16 protein-coding genes are annotated in these 18,880 nt (G+C 71.8%); 4 read left to right on the top strand and 12 right to left on the bottom strand.

What is annotated here, in order from left to right:
- Nucleotides 1-35: 35 nt before the first annotated feature.
- A complete protein-coding gene (locus MUY22_RS06700; RefSeq protein ID WP_247058185.1) occupies nucleotides 36-2,951 on the top strand; it encodes a tetratricopeptide repeat protein in 2,916 nt (971 codons plus the stop codon).
- Nucleotides 2,952-3,034: 83 nt separating this feature from the next.
- Here the strand turns inward: MUY22_RS06700 and MUY22_RS06705 are convergent, their stop codons facing one another.
- Nucleotides 3,035-3,223 (bottom strand): hypothetical protein, encoded by a 189-nt coding sequence (locus tag MUY22_RS06705; RefSeq protein ID WP_247058187.1) that lies wholly within the window; start codon nucleotides 3,221-3,223, stop codon nucleotides 3,035-3,037.
- A gap of 144 nt (nucleotides 3,224-3,367) precedes the next feature.
- Nucleotides 3,368-4,600, bottom strand: coding sequence for an MFS transporter (locus tag MUY22_RS06710; protein ID WP_247058189.1), 1,233 nt, complete (start codon nucleotides 4,598-4,600; stop codon nucleotides 3,368-3,370).
- A gap of 71 nt (nucleotides 4,601-4,671) precedes the next feature.
- Here MUY22_RS06710 and MUY22_RS06715 point away from each other — a divergent pair, with 71 nt between their 5' ends.
- A complete protein-coding gene (locus MUY22_RS06715; protein WP_247058191.1) occupies nucleotides 4,672-5,553 on the top strand; it encodes a LysR family transcriptional regulator in 882 nt (293 codons plus the stop codon).
- Nucleotides 5,554-5,656: 103 nt separating this feature from the next.
- Nucleotides 5,657-8,902: a GH92 family glycosyl hydrolase gene (locus MUY22_RS06720; protein ID WP_247058193.1), complete on the top strand. Its 3,246-nt coding sequence runs from the start codon at nucleotides 5,657-5,659 to the stop codon at nucleotides 8,900-8,902.
- Between the two features lie 100 nt (nucleotides 8,903-9,002).
- Here the strand turns inward: MUY22_RS06720 and MUY22_RS06725 are convergent, their stop codons facing one another.
- The 4 genes from MUY22_RS06725 to MUY22_RS06740 form a co-directional block, all read right to left on the bottom strand.
- The gene (locus MUY22_RS06725) at nucleotides 9,003-9,551 is read right to left on the bottom strand and encodes an SLATT domain-containing protein (protein ID WP_247058196.1); all 549 of its coding nucleotides are present in this window, start codon (nucleotides 9,549-9,551) and stop codon (nucleotides 9,003-9,005) included.
- A gap of 39 nt (nucleotides 9,552-9,590) precedes the next feature.
- The gene (locus MUY22_RS06730) at nucleotides 9,591-10,649 is read right to left on the bottom strand and encodes a glycosyltransferase (RefSeq protein ID WP_247063689.1); all 1,059 of its coding nucleotides are present in this window, start codon (nucleotides 10,647-10,649) and stop codon (nucleotides 9,591-9,593) included.
- Nucleotides 10,650-10,770: 121 nt separating this feature from the next.
- On the bottom strand, nucleotides 10,771-12,234 hold the full coding sequence (locus tag MUY22_RS06735) for a serine/threonine-protein kinase (protein WP_247058198.1): 1,464 nt from the start codon (nucleotides 12,232-12,234) through the stop codon (nucleotides 10,771-10,773).
- A gap of 136 nt (nucleotides 12,235-12,370) precedes the next feature.
- A complete protein-coding gene (locus tag MUY22_RS06740; protein WP_247063690.1) occupies nucleotides 12,371-13,171 on the bottom strand; it encodes an inositol monophosphatase family protein in 801 nt (266 codons plus the stop codon).
- Nucleotides 13,172-13,198: 27 nt separating this feature from the next.
- Here MUY22_RS06740 and MUY22_RS06745 point away from each other — a divergent pair, with 27 nt between their 5' ends.
- Complete coding sequence (locus MUY22_RS06745; protein ID WP_247058200.1) at nucleotides 13,199-13,897, top strand: creatininase family protein; 699 nt, start codon at nucleotides 13,199-13,201, stop codon at nucleotides 13,895-13,897.
- Here the strand turns inward: MUY22_RS06745 and ribA are convergent.
- The 6 genes from ribA to MUY22_RS06775 are packed head-to-tail and all read right to left on the bottom strand — an operon-like array spanning nucleotide 13,886 to nucleotide 18,815.
- Entirely contained in the window at nucleotides 13,886-14,524 is a 639-nt protein-coding gene (gene ribA, locus MUY22_RS06750) for a GTP cyclohydrolase II (RefSeq protein ID WP_247058202.1), read from the bottom strand. The two genes, MUY22_RS06745 and ribA, sit on opposite strands and share 12 nt — an antisense overlap.
- Nucleotides 14,521-15,540 (bottom strand): lysylphosphatidylglycerol synthase transmembrane domain-containing protein, encoded by a 1,020-nt coding sequence (locus MUY22_RS06755; protein WP_247058204.1) that lies wholly within the window; start codon nucleotides 15,538-15,540, stop codon nucleotides 14,521-14,523. Before MUY22_RS06755 ends, ribA begins: the two co-directional genes overlap by 4 nt.
- Nucleotides 15,537-16,367, bottom strand: a complete 831-nt coding sequence (locus tag MUY22_RS06760) for a class I SAM-dependent methyltransferase (protein WP_247058207.1) — start codon at nucleotides 16,365-16,367, stop codon at nucleotides 15,537-15,539. Before MUY22_RS06760 ends, MUY22_RS06755 begins: the two co-directional genes overlap by 4 nt.
- On the bottom strand, nucleotides 16,364-17,431 hold the full coding sequence (locus tag MUY22_RS06765; protein WP_247058209.1) for a glycosyltransferase family 4 protein: 1,068 nt from the start codon (nucleotides 17,429-17,431) through the stop codon (nucleotides 16,364-16,366). Before MUY22_RS06765 ends, MUY22_RS06760 begins: the two co-directional genes overlap by 4 nt.
- On the bottom strand, nucleotides 17,428-17,826 hold the full coding sequence (locus MUY22_RS06770; protein WP_247058211.1) for a 6-carboxytetrahydropterin synthase: 399 nt from the start codon (nucleotides 17,824-17,826) through the stop codon (nucleotides 17,428-17,430). Before MUY22_RS06770 ends, MUY22_RS06765 begins: the two co-directional genes overlap by 4 nt.
- A gap of 32 nt (nucleotides 17,827-17,858) precedes the next feature.
- A complete protein-coding gene (locus MUY22_RS06775) occupies nucleotides 17,859-18,815 on the bottom strand; it encodes a zinc-binding alcohol dehydrogenase (RefSeq protein WP_247058212.1) in 957 nt (318 codons plus the stop codon).
- Nucleotides 18,816-18,880: the final 65 nt, after the last annotated feature.

The following is an 18,880-nucleotide window of genomic DNA, read 5'->3' on the forward strand; positions in this document are numbered from 1 at the left end:
ATTTGCGGACAGCAAGCTGGCGCCGGGGAGGCCGCGTGGAGTTTCGGATGCTCGGCCCGCTCGAGGCGTGGCACGACGGCGCCCCGGTGCAGCTGGGTGACCAGCAGCAACGGTTCGTCCTCGTCGTGCTGCTCCTGAACGCGAACAAGCCGGTGACACCCGCGCGCCTCGCGGAGATCGTCTGGGCCGGCCGGGAAGCCAAACCCACCATGGTGCGCGGCTACATCAAGCGGCTGCGCGACGTCGTGCAGGACACCGACGTGACCATCGAGACGACCCCGACCGGCTACCTGCTGCGGATCGGCGACGCGCAGCTCGACACCGTCCGGTTCGACCGGTTGCGGACCGAAGCCGCCGAGGTCCGGACGCGTGATCCGCGCCGGGCCGTCGAGCTGCTGCGCGAGGCCGCCGGCCTCTGGCGCGGGACGTTCCTCGAGGACATCGACATCGACCGCGTCGGCGGCCCGGAGGTGGTCTTCCCGGAGGAAAGCCTGCCCGACACCGTCGGCGACCTGGCCGAGCTGGAGCTGGAAACCGGCGACCACCGCTCGGCACGCGACCGGCTGCGGCCGCTCGTCCGCTCCGACCCGGCCGGCCAGATGCACGCCGAACTCCTCATGCGCGCCCTGATCGCCGGCGGCGACCGGGTCGGCGCCCTGCGCGTCTTCAACGGCACCCGCGACGCCCTCGCCGAGCTGCGCATGGAACCGGGTCCGGTGCTGCGCAACCTCGCCGCGCGGGCGGAACACGGCGAACCGCCCAGCTCGCTGCCGTCGCGGCCCGGCGGGTTCACCGGCCGCGCCGCCGAGCTCGCCACGATCGAGACGGCGGCCACGACCGGGCGGCGCGCGGTCTGGGTGAGCGGCGCGCCCGGCGTCGGCAAGACCGGGCTGGCCGTCGAGGCGGCCCACCGGCTCCGCGACCGGTTCCCCGACGGGCAGCTCCTCGCGCGCCTGAACGGGTTCACCCCCGGCGTCGACCCGACGAACGTCGGCGACGCGCTCTCCGAACTGCTCGTCGAGCTCGGCGTCCCGGCCGAGCAGATCCCGGCCACCGTCGGCCGGAAGGCCACGCTCTACCAGACGACGCTCTGGGGCACGCGCACGCTGATCGTGCTGGACAACGCCGCGTCGCCGGAGCAGATCCGGCCGCTGCTGCCCGAGGCGGACGGCTGCCTGGTCGTCGTCACCAGCCGCCGGATGGGCGACGCCGACACCGGCGACTCCGTCCGGCTTTCGCCGTTGGCTCCCGAAGAAGCCGTCGACCTGTTCCACGCGCTGACCGAGCCGCCGCGGGTCCGCGGCCGGGCGGCGGCGGTGGCCGAGGTCGTCAAGCGGTGCGGGTTCCTGCCGATGCCGGTCCGGGTGGCGGCCGCGTTGTTCCGGCGGCACGAGCGGTGGCCGCTGGAGCACCTGCTCCACCTGCTCGAAGAGAGCGGGCCGTGGGGCGAGGAGGACGGCATCGCCGCCGTCCGGGTGTCCTTCCAGCAGCTCGGCGAGCCGCAGCGGGCGATGTTCACGCTGCTGGGCAGCCTGCCCGGGCCGGAAGTCGACGTCACCGGTGGCGCGGCGCTGGCCGGCTGCGACGTCGGCGAAGCGCGGTCACTGCTCGACGACCTGCACGAGGTCAGCCTGCTGGAGGAGGCCGCGCCGGAGCGGTACCTGATGCTCGACCCGCTCAAGGAGTTCGCCGGCGCCGAACCGGCGCCCCGGCAAGCCCTCGTGCGGCTGCTCGACTTCTACCTGGTGACGCTGGCGGCCGCGGTCGGCGCCGCGTACCCGTTCGACAAGGCCCAGCTGCCCGCGACCGACCGGTCGTCCGCCGTCACGCCAACCTTTGCCGACACCGGCGCGGGGCTGCGGTGGATCGTCGCCGAGCGCGACAACCTCGTGGCCGCCATCCGGTACGCAGCCCAGCACGACCTGCCCGAGCACACGTGGCAGCTGGCCGTGTTGCTGTGGCGCTACTTCAACACGACCAACCAGTTCGAGGACTGGATCGGCACGCTCGAACTGGCCTGGGAGACCGTCGCCGCCGACCCGGGCAACGACTACGGCCAGGCGCACGTGCTGCTCCGGCTGGCAACCGCGCACGACCGGCGCGGGCAGCTGTCCGAAGCGCTCGAACTCGCGGCCCGGGCGTTGCCGAAGTGGCGCCGCCTCGGCGACCCGCGTGGCGAAGCGGCGACGTTGTGCGCGCTCGCGATCCCGACGATGGAGCTGGGCAAGCACGACCAGGCGATCGCCCACCTCGAAGCGGCGCGGGAGAAGTACGAACAGACCGAGGACCGGCGGGGCGAGGCCCACGCGTTGAGCATGCTCGGTTACCTCAACGAGCTGCACGGCAACTTCGCCGTCGCCATGGAGCAGAACGCGGCGGCCGCGCGGATGCTGCGCGAAATCGGCCACATCCAGGGCGTCGCGCACACGCTGAACAACCTCGGGGCCGCGCAGGAGAAGCTCGGCCTGCTCACCGAGGCGCTGGCCAGCTACACCGAGGCGCACGGGCACGCCGCCGAAGTCGGCGACCACGTCGTCGAGGCGTACGCGCTGAACAACATCGGCAACGTGCACCGCCAACAGGGCCGCTTCCCCCAAGCCGTGCGCTACCACGACAAGGCGCGCGAGGTGGCGGCGAACGCGCCGGACGCCGACCTGCAGACCCAGCTCTACCTGGACCGCGGCGCGACCGCCCTCGCCCAGGGCGCCCACCGCGACGCGCTCACCGCCGGCAAGGCGGCACTGGACCTGGCCGATGGCCACGGAAACCGTACGTACGAGGCCCGCGCCCACCACGACATCGCGAAGACGCTGCACGCGATGGGCGACCACGAAAACGCCGTGACGCATTGGAAAGCGGCCGAGCACGGGTTCGCCGAGCTCGACCTGCCGGACGTCGAGCGGGTGCGCGGGGAACGCGCGAAACTGGAGTGCGTCTGCCGCCGGCCCTGATGCTCGCCGAATGACCCGGCGACGCCGTTCCACCGCCCCTCACCGGACCGGTCGCGAACCGTTCGCGACCGGTCCGGCGCACCTCAACCGTGCCAGGGGTTGCCGTTGGTGCCCGCGGGCGGCGGGGTGCTGCTGGTGGGCGGCGGGGGCGGGGTCCCGCCGTCGTCGCCGTCCGCGAACGCCGAGGTGGAACCGATCAGCGGGGACGCCGCGATGATGCAGAACGCGAGCACCGGGCCGCCGATTTTGGCCAGCTTCTTGGGCAAGGACATGACGAATCCTCCTTGGGAAAGGTGTTTGATCGAGGCTTTCTGCGGAATTTCCGCGCCCTGCGATCAGGATTCGTCACGCACGAATTCACAACAAGGAGTTGCCTGTTGACCAATGAAGCAGGAAACAGGAAACAGGCGCTGTCATCAGGCTCGGCGGCCCGCGACAATCAACGCGCCGGCGACCAGCAGGACACTCACCGCGACGAGTACGACGGCAGTCGTGGCGACGTTCAGCAGGGAGCCGAGGATCGCCACGCCCAGGACCGCGCCCGTTTGGCGGGCGGCGTTCAACGCGCCGCCCGCGATGCCCGCCAGTTCCCGCGGCGCAGAGCCGACCACGGCGGTCAGCAGTGACGGGATGGCCAGTGAGACCCCGAAACCCAGCAGCACCAACGCCACCACCGAAAGAGCAGGTGCGAGCGCCTGGAGCAGCGTGCCGGCCGACATCAGGAGGAAGCCCGACACCGCCGGGATCCGGGGGCCGATCCGGGCCACCAGGCGGCCGGTGAAGATCGGGTTGAACGCCGTCGGAATCGTCAGCGGGAGGAACGCCAAGCCCGTCGACGACGATGAATATCCCCGGGTATTCTGGAAATACAGCGACAGCACAAACAGAACACCCGACAATGCGAAATTCACCATCGCGCCCGCCAGCAGGTTCCGGGAAATGAGGCGGGACGGGAGCATCGCGTCCGGGCGGCGTTGGGTCATCACGAACACCGCCGCCGCCAATGCGGATGGCAACAGTGCCCACCAGTTCCGCTCGACCAAGGCGTACGTCAGGGTCGACAACGCGATCACCGCGGACAGCTGGCCGGTCAGGTCGGTGTGGCGGGGTTTGGGTGGGGTTGCCGGGGCCTTGCGGGACAGGGCCAGCGCGATCAGCGCCACCGGGACGTTCACCACGAAGATCGCCCGCCAGCCGAACGTCTCAGTCAGCAGGCCGCCCAGCAGGGGGCCCGCCACCAGGCCGGTTCCGCTCACCGCCGCCCACACGCCCATGGCCTTCGCGCGGGACGCGGGTTCCGGGTAGGCGACCGCGATCAGGGACAGCGACGACGGCACCAGCAGGGCGCCGGCGATGCCGAGCAGGGCGCGTAAAGCGATCAACATCGGGACGGAAACCGACATGGCCGAGAGCAGGGAGAGCAGCGCGAACGACAGCAAGCCCAGGAAGAAGATCCGGCGGGCGCCGTAGCGGTCGGACCACGCGCCCGCCGTCAGGAGGAACGCCGCGAACGTCAACGTGTAGCCGTTCGAGATCCACTGCTGATCAGCCAGCGATGGGGCCAGGGCCGGGAGCGCGACCGTGACGATCGTGGTGTCCAGCATGACCAGGAAGTAGCCCAGCGAGAGGCCGGTGAGGAGTCTTGGCACGGCTTCGAGCCTGGACGCTGCGTGACGTGGACGGAAGCAGGGAGTTACGATGGCCGGTATCGGGAACGCCGATGGGGGACACCATGGAACTGCGCCACCTGCGCACTTTCCGCGTCGTCGCGCGGACGCTCAACTTCACCCGGGCCGCCGGTGAGCTGCACTACGCGCAGTCCAGCGTCACCGAGCAAGTCCAGGCCCTCGAAGGCGAACTCGGGACGCCGTTGTTCGAGCGCGGCCGGCGGCTGGCGCTCACGGCGGCCGGGGAACGGCTGGTGGGGTACGCCGATCGGGTGCTCGCGCTCGTCGAGGAGGCCAAGGCCGCCGTGGACGACGAACGTGGTGAACCCGAGGGCGAGCTGACGATCGGCGCGCTCGAAACCCTCTGCGCGCACCGGGTTCCGGGGATGTTCAAGGAGTACCGGCAGCGGTGGCCGCGGGTGCGGGTCTCGGTCCGGGAAGGCGGCCGCGGCGAGCTGTACGCGGCCGTCCGGGAGTCCGAAGTGGACGTTTGCTTCACCTTCGGGGACGCGCCCGCCGATCCCGCTTTCGCCAGCGAGGTGCTCGGCACGGAACCGCTCGTCGTGATCGTGCCCAGCGGGCATCCCTTGGCGGCCAAGGCGGAGATCCGGCCCGGCGATCTGCACGGCGTCGGATTCCTTGCCACGCAACGAGGTTGTGGCTTCCGGGAGATGCTGGACCGGATCGACGGGCCCGTCATCGAGGCCGAGGTCGGGAGCCTGGCCGCGTTGTGCCGGTGCGTCGCGCAGGGGCTGGGGTGCGGGATCGTGCCCGGGATCGTCGAGCACGCCGGCGCGACGGCGATTCCGCTGGCCGGCGCGGAAACCAGCGTCACCATGACCTGGCGGCGGCGGGACGAGCGCAAGCCGAGCATCGCCGCGCTGCTCGGCGTCGCGCGTGACGATGTTCGGTTACCGCGCGAAACGGCCGGTTGAGGGCTTCTCAAACGCCCATCGAGGTGGAAAGGTGCTCACCGGACCGAGGACGTGACCGAAGGTCCGCTTCTGACAACGTTGTCATCTCCTGGGAGGTGCGCCCATGTGGTCGCAGAGCAGACGGTTGGCCGCCGCGGTGGCCGCGGGGGTGGTGGTCGTCGGCCTGGCCCCCGCCGTGGCGCACGCCGCGCCGGCGGCCGCCGATCCGGTGTCGCTGGTGAACCCGTTCGTCGGCACGCAGAACTTCGGCAACACCTTCCCCGGCGCGAGCGCGCCGTTCGGCATGGTGCAGGTCAGCCCGGACACCGGCGGGCAGGGTGGTTACGACTACCTGCAGAACGCGATCTACGGCTTCAGCCAGACGCACCTGTCCGGCGTGGGCTGCGGCGTCATGGGCGAGCTGCCGATCATGCCGACCACCGGCGCCGTCGACAACGTTGACAAAGACGCCTACAAGTCTGCCTACAGCCACGACGACGAGCACGCCGAGCCCGGCTACTACCGCGTCGGCCTGCAGAAGTACGGCGTGAACGCGGAGCTGACGGCGACCGCGCGCACCGGCTGGCAGCGCTACACCTTCCCCTCGACCGGCCAGGCGAACGTCCTGTTCAACACCGGCCAGGCCAACCAGTCCGTCAAGGACTCCGAGATCCACGTCGTCGGCGACCGGACGCTCGAGGGCCGCGTGCGCGCCGGCGGGTTCTGCGCCGGGCACGACGAGCACACCGTCTACTTCACCGCCACCTTCGACCGGCCGTTCAGCTCCTACGGCACCTGGCGCGGCTCGACGCGCACGCCCGCGAGCCGCGACGCCGCGGGCACCGGCGGCAACGGCGCCTGGGCGAGCTTCGACGCCACCACCGACCACGACGTCGTCCTCAAGGTCGGGCTGTCCTACACCGGGCTCGACGGCGCGCGGAAGAACCTGGCGGCCGAGACCAAGGACTTCGACTTCGACGCCACCAAGACGGCGCTGCACCAGCAGTGGGCCGACCGGCTCGGCGCGATCAAGATCGGCGGCGGCACGACCGACCGGCAGACGGCGTTCTACACCGCGCTCTACCACTCGCAGCTGCACCCGAACCTCGCCGGCGACACCGACGGCACGTACACCGGCTTCGACGCCAAGGTGCACACGGCCGCCGGTTACACGCCGTACCAGAACTTCTCCCTCTGGGACACCTACCGGCCCCAGAACCAGCTGCTCGAAATGCTCGAACCGCAGGTCGCGCGGGACGTCGCGCTGTCGGTCGTCGCCATCGGCCGGGACGGCGGCTGGCTGCCGCGCTGGGCGCTGGCGGAGAGCGAAACGAACATCATGACCGGCGACCCGGTGACGCCGTTCCTCGTCGAGGCGTGGTCGAAGGGCCTGCTCGCCGGGCACGAAGAAGAGGCGTACGCGCTGCTCAAGAAGAACGCGACGAGCACGCCGCCCGCCGATTCGCCGTACAACGGGCGTTCCGGCGTCGACTACTACAACGACCGCGGCTACATCCCGAGCGGGCTGACGCTCGGCACGGACTGCGCGGCCAAGGGCGGCGACAACGACTGCGAGCACCCGGCGTCGGCGACCATGGAGTACTCGGCGGCCGACGCGGCACTCGCGTTGATGGCGAAGGGACTGAACCACCAGGCCGACGCGCGGATGTTCGCCGACCGCGGCCAGTGGTACAAGAACCTCTGGGACTCCTCGACGCAGGCGTTCCGCCCGCGCACCACCGAGGGCACGTTCCTCACGCCGTACAACCCGGTCGACGCCGACCACCAGTTCCACGAGGGCGGCGCCTACCAGTACCAGTGGCTCGTGCCGCAGGACCCGGCCGGGCTCGTCTCGCTGATGGGTGGCAAGCCCGCGACGGAGAAGCGGCTCGACTCGTTCTTCGTCTACAACAAGCTGCTCACCGACCCGGCGGGGACCGCGCGCAACGACTGGATCGCCAGCCCGTACGACTACTACGGCAAGCCGACGTACAACCCGAACAACGAGCCCGACCTGCTCGCGCCGTACATGTACAACTGGGTCGGCGCGCCGGCGAAGACCGCGACCGTCGTCCGCGCGGCGATGACGCTGTTCACCACCGGCCCGGACGGCATGACCGGCAACGACGACCTCGGCACCATGTCCGCGTGGTACGTCTTCTCCTCGCTCGGGCTGTACCCGACGATGAGCGGCGCGAACTTCCTCGCCGTGTCGAGCCCGCAGTTCGAGTCGGCGACCGTCCGGATCGGCCAGTACGGGCGGTCGCAGGGCGGCACGCTCACGGTGAACGCGCCGGGTGCGAGCGACACCAACCGGTACGTCCAGAGCGTGTCGCTCAACGGCCGCGACGTCCGGCAGACGTCGCTGGACTGGCCGGCCCTGGCCCACGGCGGCACGCTGAACCACAAGCTCGGGTCGAAGCCGTCTTCGTGGGGGACTTCGGCCGGCGCCCAGCCGCCGTCGGTGAACAACGCCGTCGGTGACCTGCGGCGGCACGTCGACGCGTCGCTGCGGCAGACGTCCGTGGTGATCCCGGCCGGCGCGGCGCAGCAGGTGCACCTCGACCTGGACGTCGTCGCGCAGAACCCGCTGCTGCAGCCGGTGACCGTGACGGCGACCGCGCCGGCCGGGTGGAAGACGAAGGTCCAGCCGATCCAGGTGATCTGGTCCGGACGGCTCCCGACGTCGAAGACGGTGCCGATCACGGTGACGGTGCCCGCGGGCACCGCCGCCGGGACGTACCCGGTGCAGGTCAAGGCGGCCGGGCTGGGCGCGAACACGGTGACTCGCTCGGTGTCGATCGAGGTCCGGACGCCGTCGGCGTGCGCTTCCGCCGGGACGCAGTGCGCGGTCGACCTCGGCCGCGACTACAACCACGACGGCACGGCGACGGTCGCGGCGTCTGCCGAGGGCAACTTCGACGGCGGCGGCTGGAGCTACGACGCCGCCCTGCTGCCGGCGGCCGGCCCGGTGACCTGGGACGGCGTCGCGTACGCGGCGCCGGACGCATCGGGGACCGCGGCGAACTTCGTCGAGGCGCGGGGCCAGTCGCTGCTGCTCCCGGCCGGTGCGCACGCGGCGCTGCGGCTGGTCGGGTCGTCGCACAACGGCCCGGTGACGACCACGCTGACCGCGCACTACACGGACGGCACGAGCGCCGACCTCGCCGCGACGTTCGGCGACTGGGCGGGATCGGGCAGCCCGGTGGTGCTGGACATGCCGCACCGGATCAAGGCGGGCAGCGGCGTCGACGGCCCGGCGGTACGGCTGTTCGGCATCTCGGCCGCACTGGACGGCGGGAAGACCCTGCAGTCGGTGAGCCTGCCGAACGACCCGCGGGTGGAGATCTACGCGCTCACCCTGGTGTGAGCGCTGGTTGAAAGCCGTGAAGGCCTCCTTACCGGCTCTTATGGCCGGTAAGGAGGCCTTCACGGCTTTTCGGCCGCGTCCGGGGAACTTCGCGGGAAGGTCAGGACGGCCGGACCTCCGGCTGCGGCGCCCGGTCGTGCTTCCGGAACTCCACCCACCGGCGGCTCACCTCGGCCCACAGATCCTGCTGTTCGGCGTAGAAGCCATCGAGCCGGTCTCGCCGGAGGTCCGCGGTCGGTGTGGTGACCAGGTAGTAGTCCATGTGGTCACGCAGGTGGTTCATCCGGTACTGCGTCTCCTCCATGAGCAACCAGCGCGAACGCCAGGTGAAGAAAGTTTCCAGCCCACCCAGCAGCGTGACCATCGCGACCAGCGGCAGGGCGATCGACGCCCGCGCCGGGATCTCCGGGATGCCGAGCACGATCGTGGACAGGCCGGTGAGCGCCAGTGTGGCGACTCGGACCTGCGACGCGGGCCGCTTGAACCGCTTCTTGCGCGAGTCGATCCACTCGATGTCCGCGGACACGAGATCGCGGAAACCGAGCAAGGCATCGCGGAGCGGCTGGTCGGGCTGCCGCCCGACCAGCTCCAGATAACCCCGCTCGGACGTGAGTTCGGTCGGCGACGAGGTCCGGCGTCTGGGCCACATCGCGTCAGGTTCTCGGACCCCGCGGCCTCACCACAAGGGTCAGGCGACGATGCGTGGCTCCGACGCCAACCTCGACAGCACCTGCGTCAGCCGACGGGCCGCGACGTCCCATTCCTCCAGTGCGCTTCCCCGGCCCAGCGCTGCCGTGCGCAGGGATCTGCGTAGCTCCGGGTCCGCGTACCAGCGGTGCAGGGCGTCCGCCAGGGCGAAGGGGTCGTTCGGCGGGACCAGCAGGCCCGGCATCTCGCCGTCCGCGTCGACGCCCAGGGCGTCGTACACCCCGCCCACCTCGGTCGCCAGGACCGGGATGCCGCGGGCCAGGGCCTGCGCCACGAACATGCCCGACGCACCTCCGCGTGACGGGATGACCAGCAGGTCCGCCGCGTTGTAGGCCGCGCCCAGGTCCACCGCGTCGCCGGACAGCGTGATCCGGCCGCCCAGCCCGAGGCGTTCGATCGACCAGCCCAGCTCGTCGACGTAACCCCGGGACACCTCGAGCGAGCCGACGCAGACGCACGACAGCGCGAGGTGGTCGACCTCGCCCAGGGCCTCGACCAGCACGTCCTGGCCGTTGCGGCGGGTGACGTCGCCGACGCACAGCAGGCGGGACACGCCGTCCGCGCCGGCGGCCAGCGGGGCCGCGTCCGTGCCCGGCTTCGCCACGTAGACGCGGCTCGGGTCCAGGTCGTGGCGGTCGATCAGCAGCCGGGCCAGCCACGGGCTGGTCGCGACGACCATGCCCGCCATCCGCAGCGTCTCGCGCTCGCACGCGTCCAGCTCCGCGCGGCGCGCCGGGTCGAGGCCGGGCTCGTCGGCCAGGGCCTGGTGGACCAGCACGGCCAGCCGCAGCCGTCTGGCGTGCGGGACGACGATCTCGGGGACGCCGGCCGCGATCATGCCGTCGAGCAGCACCACCGTGCGGTCGGGCAGCGCCATCAGCGACCGCGCGAGCCGTCTGCGGGCCGTCGCGTCCGGCTCCGGCCAGTCGCCCACGATCGGCAGCTCCAGCACCGGCTGCCCGACGGCGGGCAGGTTCTGGCACATGCGCTTGTTGTAGCTGTCGCTGCCCGGCGGCGCGGCCGGGAGGATGAAGACCATCGGGTCGGCGGGCCTCATCGCGGACGCCGGGGCAGGGCGGTGGAAACGGACACGGCTACCTCCAGGCGCGGTCGACGACGATGACGGCTCATCTGTCACACGTGGCCGGCACCGGGCCGGTTCAGACCTGTCCGTCGATCATCCAGACGCCGTTCTCCTGGACCATGGTGAAGGTGTCGTTCTCAGCCTGGCCGCCGTCGTAGACGACGTGCGCGGTGACCCGGTTGGGCCCGACCTCCTTCACGCCGCTGGCGTTCACCGACTTGAACCGGCCCCAGAAGCGCGTGTAGGTCTCGTACGTCTGGCCGCGCGACGCCTTGAAGTGGGCGGTCAGGAGCTTCCACGCCTCCGCCGGGTTGCCCGGGAGCAACTGGTAGTAGGAGTTGAGCGCGTCGGCGGCGTTCTTCGCGGACGCCACCGTCGAAATCGTCGGTGACGTCGGCGGCGCCGAGGTCGACGGCGCCGACGTGGACGGGGGTGTCGGGGACGGCGAGGCCGAGGTGGGGGCCGAAGCCGACGTGGACGGCGCCGGCGAGGCCGGTGGGGCGGCGTTGTCCTGCGGCGGCTTCTGGCGCACGACCAGCAGGATCGCCACGACGACCGCGACGCACAGCAGCGCCGCGCCCGCACCGACGGCGATCATGCCCTTGCGCGCGCCCGGCGACACCGCGGCGACCTCACCCGGCGGGGGCGGGATGACGGCCGAGGCCGGCATGGCGGCCGGCGCCTCCGGGATCGTCGCCGCGAGCACGGCCTCCCCCGGCTCGTCGTCCGTCAGCAGCGCCCGCAGCTCCCGCTCGACCTCGTCCATCGACGGCCGCTCGTCGGGTTCGGGGGCGAGCATCCGCAGCAGCAGCGGGGTCAGCCGCTCGGCCTTGACCGGCGGCTCGATCTCCCCGCTCGACGCCTTGTAGAGCAAGGCGATCGGGTTGTCCGAGGTGCCGTACGGCGTCGAGCCCTCGACGGCGGCGTACAGCGTGGCGCCGAGGGAGAAGACGTCGGCGGCGAAGCTCGCGTCCTCGCCGCGGGCGATCTCGGGCGCGAGGTACGCGGGCGTTCCGGCGATCTCGCCGGTGGCGGTGAGCTTGACGTCACCGATCGCGCGGGAGATGCCGAAGTCGGTGATCTTCGCCGTGCCGTCGTCGGAGACCAGGATGTTGGCCGGCTTGACGTCGCGGTGGACGATCCCGACGCGGTGCGCGCCCGCCAGCGCGGAGCTGATCTGGGCGCCGACGCGGATGGCGTCGTCGACCGGAACCGGTTCCTCCTGGATCAGGACGGCGAAGCTCTTCGACGGCAGGTACTCCATCACCAGCCACGGCCGGTCCTCTTCCTCGAGGACGGCGAACACCGTGATCGCGTGGGAATGCTGCAACCGGGCCGCGATCCGCGCCTCGCGCATCGCGCGGTTCTTCGCTTCTTCGGTGCGGTCCTCGTCGTGGTCGTGCGGCAGCAGGAGTTCCTTGATCGCCACCGTGCGGTCGAGCCGCTCGTCCTGCGCGCGCCACACCGTGCCCATCGCGCCGCCGCCGATCGGCTCGATCAGCCGGTACCGATCGCGGATCCGGCGACTTTCCACGAGCATCCACCATTCTCCGAAGCGGCCCACGAGATCCGGCCAGCATGCCAGGCTCATCCGCCGACCGGTACCAACGTAACCGAAAACCTTGCGCGGACAGTGCAATCACGCACGTGGCGCTGCCCACCGTGTACCCGGAATCTTAACGAACAACCCCATGGGCACGATCAAGCGCGTCCACGATCTCCTTGCGCAGCCCGGCACCGACGGCGATCGTGGCCGTGGAATCGACCGAATGCTCGCTGCCGTCGCGGTCGACGACGGCGCCGCCGGCCTCGCGCACCAGCAGCACGCCGGCCATCGTGTCCCACGGTTTGTTGGCCAGAATCAGTGCTGCGTCGAGCTTTCCGTCCGCCACCCACGCCAGGTCGATCGCCGCGCTGCCGTACATCCTGATCTTCTGCGCCCGCGCGCCGAGGTCCGAAAGGAGCAACAGCCGGGCGCGGTTCTTCTCGTCCGCGAGTTCACCGATCGCGAAGTCACCCACGGCGATCATCGCGTCCGACATCTCGGTCGCGGCGGACGCGCGGACGCGCTCCCCGTTCGCGAACGCACCTTCACCTTCCGCGGCCGTGTAGGTGACGCCCAGATAGGGCAGCGTGATCGCCGCGACCGTGCTCTGCGTGCCGTCCACCAGCGCCAGGGAAATCCCGCACAGTGGAATCCCGCGGGCGAAGTTCGCGGTCCCGTCGATCGGGTCGAGCGCCCACCAGCGATCACCGCCGTCGCCGCTGTGCCCGCGCTCCTCGCCGAGGACGCCGATCTCCGGCGTCTCGGCGGCGAGGAACTCGCGCAGCGCGTCCTCGACCGCGGTGTCGACGTCGGTCACCAGGTCGCGATCACCTTTCGCGGAAACGGAAAAACTCGGGCGCGACCGGATGATCGCGGTCGCTTTCGCCACGGCTTCGCGCGCGACGTCCAGCAGTGCGGCATGCTCGCTCATGCCACCAACATAGAGAAGGGGTGCGTCATGACCGACCTGTTCCCGCTCGCGACCACGGCCGACGAGCAGCGGCGGCGGGCGGCGGTCGCGGTGCTGCCGGTCGGCAGCTTCGAGCAGCACGGCGCGCACCTGCCGCTGGTGACGGACACCGTCATCGCCGCGACGCTGGCCAAGGCCGTCGCCGACGCCTACCCCGTGCTGCACCTGCCGCCGCTCCCGATCTCCTGCTCGCACGAGCACGCCGCGTGGCCCGGCACGGTCAGCGTCTCGGCGCGCACGCTGCACGCCGTCGTCACCGACGTCGCGGACTCGCTCGAAGCGTCCGGCGTGGACCGGCTCGTGCTGGTCAACGGGCACGGCGGCAACTACGTACTGTCCAATGTGGTCCAGGAGTCGAAAGGGTCGATGGCGCTGTTCCCCGGCGTCGCGGACTGGCAGGCCGCGCACACCGCGGCCGGCCTGCGGACGTCGCTGGACGACGACATGCACGCGGGCGAGCTGGAGACGTCGATCCTGCTGCACGCGCACCCGCACCTGGTCCGGCCCGGCTACGAGACGGCCGACCACGTCACCGACCGCGAACACCTGCTGACGCTGGGCCTGCGGGCGTACACGGAGTCGGGCGTCGTCGGCCGGCCGTCGCTGGCGACCGCGGCGAAGGGGCACGTCGTGCTGGACACGCTGGTCCAGCGCTTCGCCGCGGTGCTGGAGGTGTTAAGCGCCTGACAGGTGCGGGAGCAGGTGGTCCATCCGCTCGGCCTTCGTCCGGAGGTAGCGGAGGCTCTCCGGATTCGGCGGAACCAGCAGTGGAACCAGCTCGCTGATGCGGATTCCGTAGCGGGTGAGCTGGTTGGCCTTTTCCGGGTTGTTCGACAGCAGCCGCACCGAGCGGACACCGAGGTCCTGCAGGATGCCCGCCGCCGAGTGGTAGTCGCGGGCGTCGATCGGCAGGCCGAGGGCCACGTTCGCGTCGACCGTGTCGAGGCCTTCGTCCTGCAGGCGCATCGCCTTGAGCTTGGCCAGCAGGCCGATCCCGCGGCCCTCGTGGCCCTGGACGTAGATCAGCACGCCGGCGCCCTCTTCGACGATCCGGTCCAGGGCCGCCGCCAGCTGGTCGCCGCATTCGCAGTGCGTCGAGGCGAAGACGTCCCCGGTCAGGCACTCGCTGTGGACGCGGGTGAGCGTCCCGAGCTCGGTGATCTCGCCGTGGACCAGCGCGACCTGCTCGGTGCCGGTCCGGTCGAGGTAGCCGACCGCGCGGAAGGTCCCGTGCCGCGTCGGCAGCCGGGTGTCGACCACCCGCTCGACCACGGCCCGGTGCGGCAGGTTTTCGACGGCTTCGCTTGCGGTCATGACTTCAATCCCATCTCCGATTCGACAGGAACGTCGGCCGCCGTGCGCGGGGCGGGGACGGTTCCGGCGTGCGGAGCGCGGGCCAGGCGGAACCCGGCGATGCTCCGGACGAGCAGGACACCGGCGCCGGGCAGGCTCGCGACCAGCGAGAGCACGCCGTAGACGACGGCGACGGTGACACCTTGGGCGGCGCCGAGGCCGGCCGCGCCGAAGAGCAGGGCGCAGACGCCTTCGCGCGGGCCGAAGCCACCGACGTTGAGCGGGAGACCCATCGCGAGCAGCGCGAGGATCATCAGGGGCAGCAGCTGCCCGACCGGCGCATCCACCCCGGCGACGCGGGCGGCGACGACGAACAGGGCCAGGTGCCCGGCCAGCGTCGCGACCGACAGGAAGCCGACGGCGGGCCACGTCTCGCGGGTCAGCAGGCCCAGGCGGACGTCGGCGAGCGTGGCGGCGAAGCCGCGGCGCACCTTCGACGGGCTGTGGATCCAGCGGCCGCCGAGCGTCCGGCCGATCACCGCGGCGGCGACCGCGAGCAGCACCACGACGACCCCGCAGAGCGTCACGACCTGGCGGAACGCGCCCGGCACGACCCCCGGCCAGGCCAGCACGACGGTGACGGCGGAGCCGATCAGGACGACCTGCCCGGCGGTGCGTTCGAGGACGACGGCGCGCACGCCGCGCGGCACGTCGCCGGACTCGCGGCCGTGCTGGACCGCGCGGTGGACGTCGCCGAGGACGCCCGCGGGCAGCACGCCGTTGAGGAACAGCGCGCGGTAGTAGTCGCCGACCGCGGTCCGCAGCGAAAGCCGCAGGCCGAGCCGGGTGGCGACGATCTGCCAGCGGCCCGCGCTGAACAGCGTCGTCGCGAAGCCGATGCCGAGCGCGGCCACCACGCCGACGGTGTCGATCCGGCCGAGGCCGTCGAGGAAGGCACCGCTGCCGAGCTGCCAGACGAGCACGGCGAGGATGCCGACGGCGCCGAGGATGCGCAGCCAGGCCAGCGCGCGCTTCACGCCGCCACCTCCAGGCTCGGCGGCAGGACCAGCAGGTCGCCGTGGTGGATCACCGCGTGCAGCTCGCCGGCCTGCGCCATCTCCAGCCGGCGCTGCAGGTAGACGTCGGCGGCCGGGAGCAGGTCCGGGACCTGTTCGACAGCGGCGCCGACCCAGCCGCGCAGCCACTCGGCCTGCAGTTCGGCCTGGCCGGGGCCGAGGCGCCAGGCGCTGGCCGCGCGGACCACGGTCGCGCCGAGCCGGCCGAACGCGGTCGCGGCGACGTCCAGCGCGGCCGGGCCGAGCAGGCGGCGGCCGGCGGTGATCCGGCGCTGGTGGGCGTTGAACGCGGCGGCGATCTCGTCGTCGAGCGGGTCGGCGGGCGACAGCTCGACGCGGCCGTCCACCGAGAGCATCAGCAGCGCCGCGCAGCCGGCCCCGACGATCGCGCCGGCCAGCGCCGTGACCTCGTCCTTGGTCAGCAGGTCGAGCAGCGCGGACGCGGTGACCAGCGACGTCCCGGCGAGGTCCGGCGCGCGCAACGCCGTGACGTCGCGCTGCTCGGTGACGACGTCGACGGGGCTGCCGTCGAGCGCGGTCCGCGGCAGGCCCGCCTGGGCGTGGGCGAGCAGGGCGGTGTCGCGGTCGTGCAGGATCCAGTGCTGGGTGCCGGGCAGGCGCGCGGCCAGCCAGCGGCCGAGCGAGCCGGTGCCGCAGCCGAGGTCGCGGATGACGACGTCTTCGTCTTCCGGCAGGTAGTCCCGCAGCGGTTCGAGCAGCTGGGGTGCGCGGGCCGCCGCGTCAGCGGGCTCCCGCAGGCTCAGCCACTCGGGCGAATAGGTACTCATGCGGCGGCCTCCTGCCGCTGCAGCACCTCGGCGATCCGGCGCGCGGTGGCGTCCCAGCCGGTCAGCGTCTCGCGGCGCAGCTGCGCCGACGTGCGCAAACGCTTGCGCAGGTCGGCTTCGGTCAGCCAGCGGCGCAGCGCGGCCCCGAGCGCTTCGACGTCGTCGCCCGGCACGAGCATCCCGGGCACCGAGCCGTCCGGCGCGACGCCGACGGTGTCGGGCAGCGCGTCGACGTCGGTGGTCAGCACCGGCACGCCGCGGGAGAGGGCCTCGGTGACGACCATGCCGAACGTCTCGGCGCGCGAAGGCAGCACGAGCAGGTCGGCGGAGTGGTAGGTCGCGGCGAGCGCCGGGCCGGTCCGCGGGCCGGTGAGGGTGAACCGGGCGCCGAGGCGGTGCTCGCGCAGCCGCTCGACGTACTTCGTCTCCCGGCGGATCCCACCGACGCATTCGCAGGTCCAGCGCAGGTCGGCGACGGTTTCGAGGGCCTGGGCGAGCACGCCCTGGCCCTTGCGCGGGGTCACGTTGGCCACGCAGACCAGGCGCGACATGCCGTCGGTGCCGATCGACAGCGGCGCCGGGTCGACCCCGGGCGTCACGGCGTGGACGCGGTGCGGGGCCAGGCCGTGGTGGCGGATCAGCCGCCGCGCCGCCCACTCGCTGGTCGCGACGACCGAGCTCGCGGCGTGCAGCGTCTCGCGCTCCAGCGCGTCCAGCTCGGCGGCGAGCGCGGGCGGCAGGCCGGTCTCGTCGGCCAGCGGCAGGTGCACCAGGACCGACAGCGACAGGCGACGCGCCTGCGGGACGATCACCTCGGGCACACCGCACGCGACCAGGCCGTCGAGCAGCACGGCGGACCCGGTGGGCAGCGCCGCGAGCAGGTGGCCGAGGACCGCGCGCGCCTCGGTGTCCGGCCGCGGCCAGCTGCCGCTGACGGCGATCTCGTGGACGTCGAGGCCGGCCGCGGTGAGGCCGTCGCACATCCGGCGGTCGTAGGTGTTGCCGCCGCTCGGGACGGCCGGGTCGTCGACGTCGCCGGGCAGGATGACGTAGAGGGCGTTCACAGCGCACGCTCGTAACTCGCCCAGGCGACGTGCGATTCCTTCAGCGAGACGGTGATGCCTTCGAGCCCGCGCGCGCCTTCGCCGAGGCGGCCGGCGTGGATCGCGTCGGCGAGGCGGTCGGCGACGACCTTCGCGAGGAACTCGGTCGAGGTGTTGATGCCCTTGAACACCGGCTCGTCGTCGAGGTTGCGGTAGTTCAGGTCGCTCAGCACCGCCCCGAGCTCTTCCGTGGCCTTGCCGATGTCGACGACGATGTTGTCCTCGTCGAGGTCGGTCCGGCGGAAGGTGGCATCCACCACGAAGGTCGCGCCGTGCAGGCGTTGCGCGGGTCCGAAGACTTCTCCGCGGAAGCTGTGGGCGACCATCACGTGGTCACGGACGGTGATGCTGAACACCAAGACCTCCGATGCGTTCGGGGTGGACGTGGTTACTGCGGCTGATACATGACACGGAGGCAGCGGGCGGAAAGTTCATTCGTGGCCAACCGGGGTAACACCGACGGCAGGTCGTCAAACGCGCATTCGCCGTTGACCAGCGCCTCGAACGCCGGATCGGCCAGAAGATCGAGAGCGACGCCGAGCCGCTGCGCGTAGTCGCGGTCCGGGCGCGCGACCGTGCCGACCTGGCTGCTGCGGATCGTCAGCCGTCGCGAGTGGAAGTTCTCGCCGAGCGGCACGCTGACCTTCCGGTCGCCGTACCAGGACAGCTCGACGACCTCGCCCTCCGGCGCGAGCAGCTCCAGCGCCTTAGCGAGGCCGGCTTCGGACGCGCTCGCGTGGACGATGAGGTCGCAGTCGCCCAGCGCCGCTTCCGGTGTCGCGAAGCCGACGCCGAGTGCGTCGGCGATCTCTTTCTGCCGCGGGTCGACGTCGATGAGCTGCACGCGCGTCGCGGGGAAGCCGTTGAGCAGTTTCGCGACGCTGGCGCCGACCATCCCGGCGCCGATCACGGCGATCCGGTCACCGAGCCGCGGCCGCGCGTCCCACACGGCGTTGACCGCGGTCTCGACGGTGCCGGCGAGGATCGCGCGGCCGGGCGGGACGTTGTCGGGCACGAGGGTCACCGCGCTCACCGGGACGACGTACGCGGTCTGGTGCGGGTAGAGGCAGAAGACGGTCTTGCCCCGGAGCTCGCCGGTTTCGACGACGCCGACGTTGAGGTAGCCGTACTTCACCGGGCCGGGGAACTCGCCGTCCTGGAACGGCGCGCGCATGACGTCGTACTGGCTCGCCGGGACGCCGCCGCGGAACACGAGGGTCTCGGTGCCGCGCGAGACGCCCGAACACAGCGTGCGCACAAGGACTTCGCCCGGTCCGGGGTCGCGCAGCGTCACGGGCCGGATCTCGCCTTCGCCCGGCTTTTGAACCCAGAAAGCGCGTTCCACGTGTTTCTCCTAGCAGGCGACCGGAGGCTGGTGTCGCCGCCACCCTATGAGCAAATTCGCGGAGC

The sequence above is a fragment of the Amycolatopsis sp. WQ 127309 genome, from assembly GCF_023023025.1.
Taxonomy (GTDB): Bacteria; Actinomycetota; Actinomycetes; order Mycobacteriales; family Pseudonocardiaceae; genus Amycolatopsis.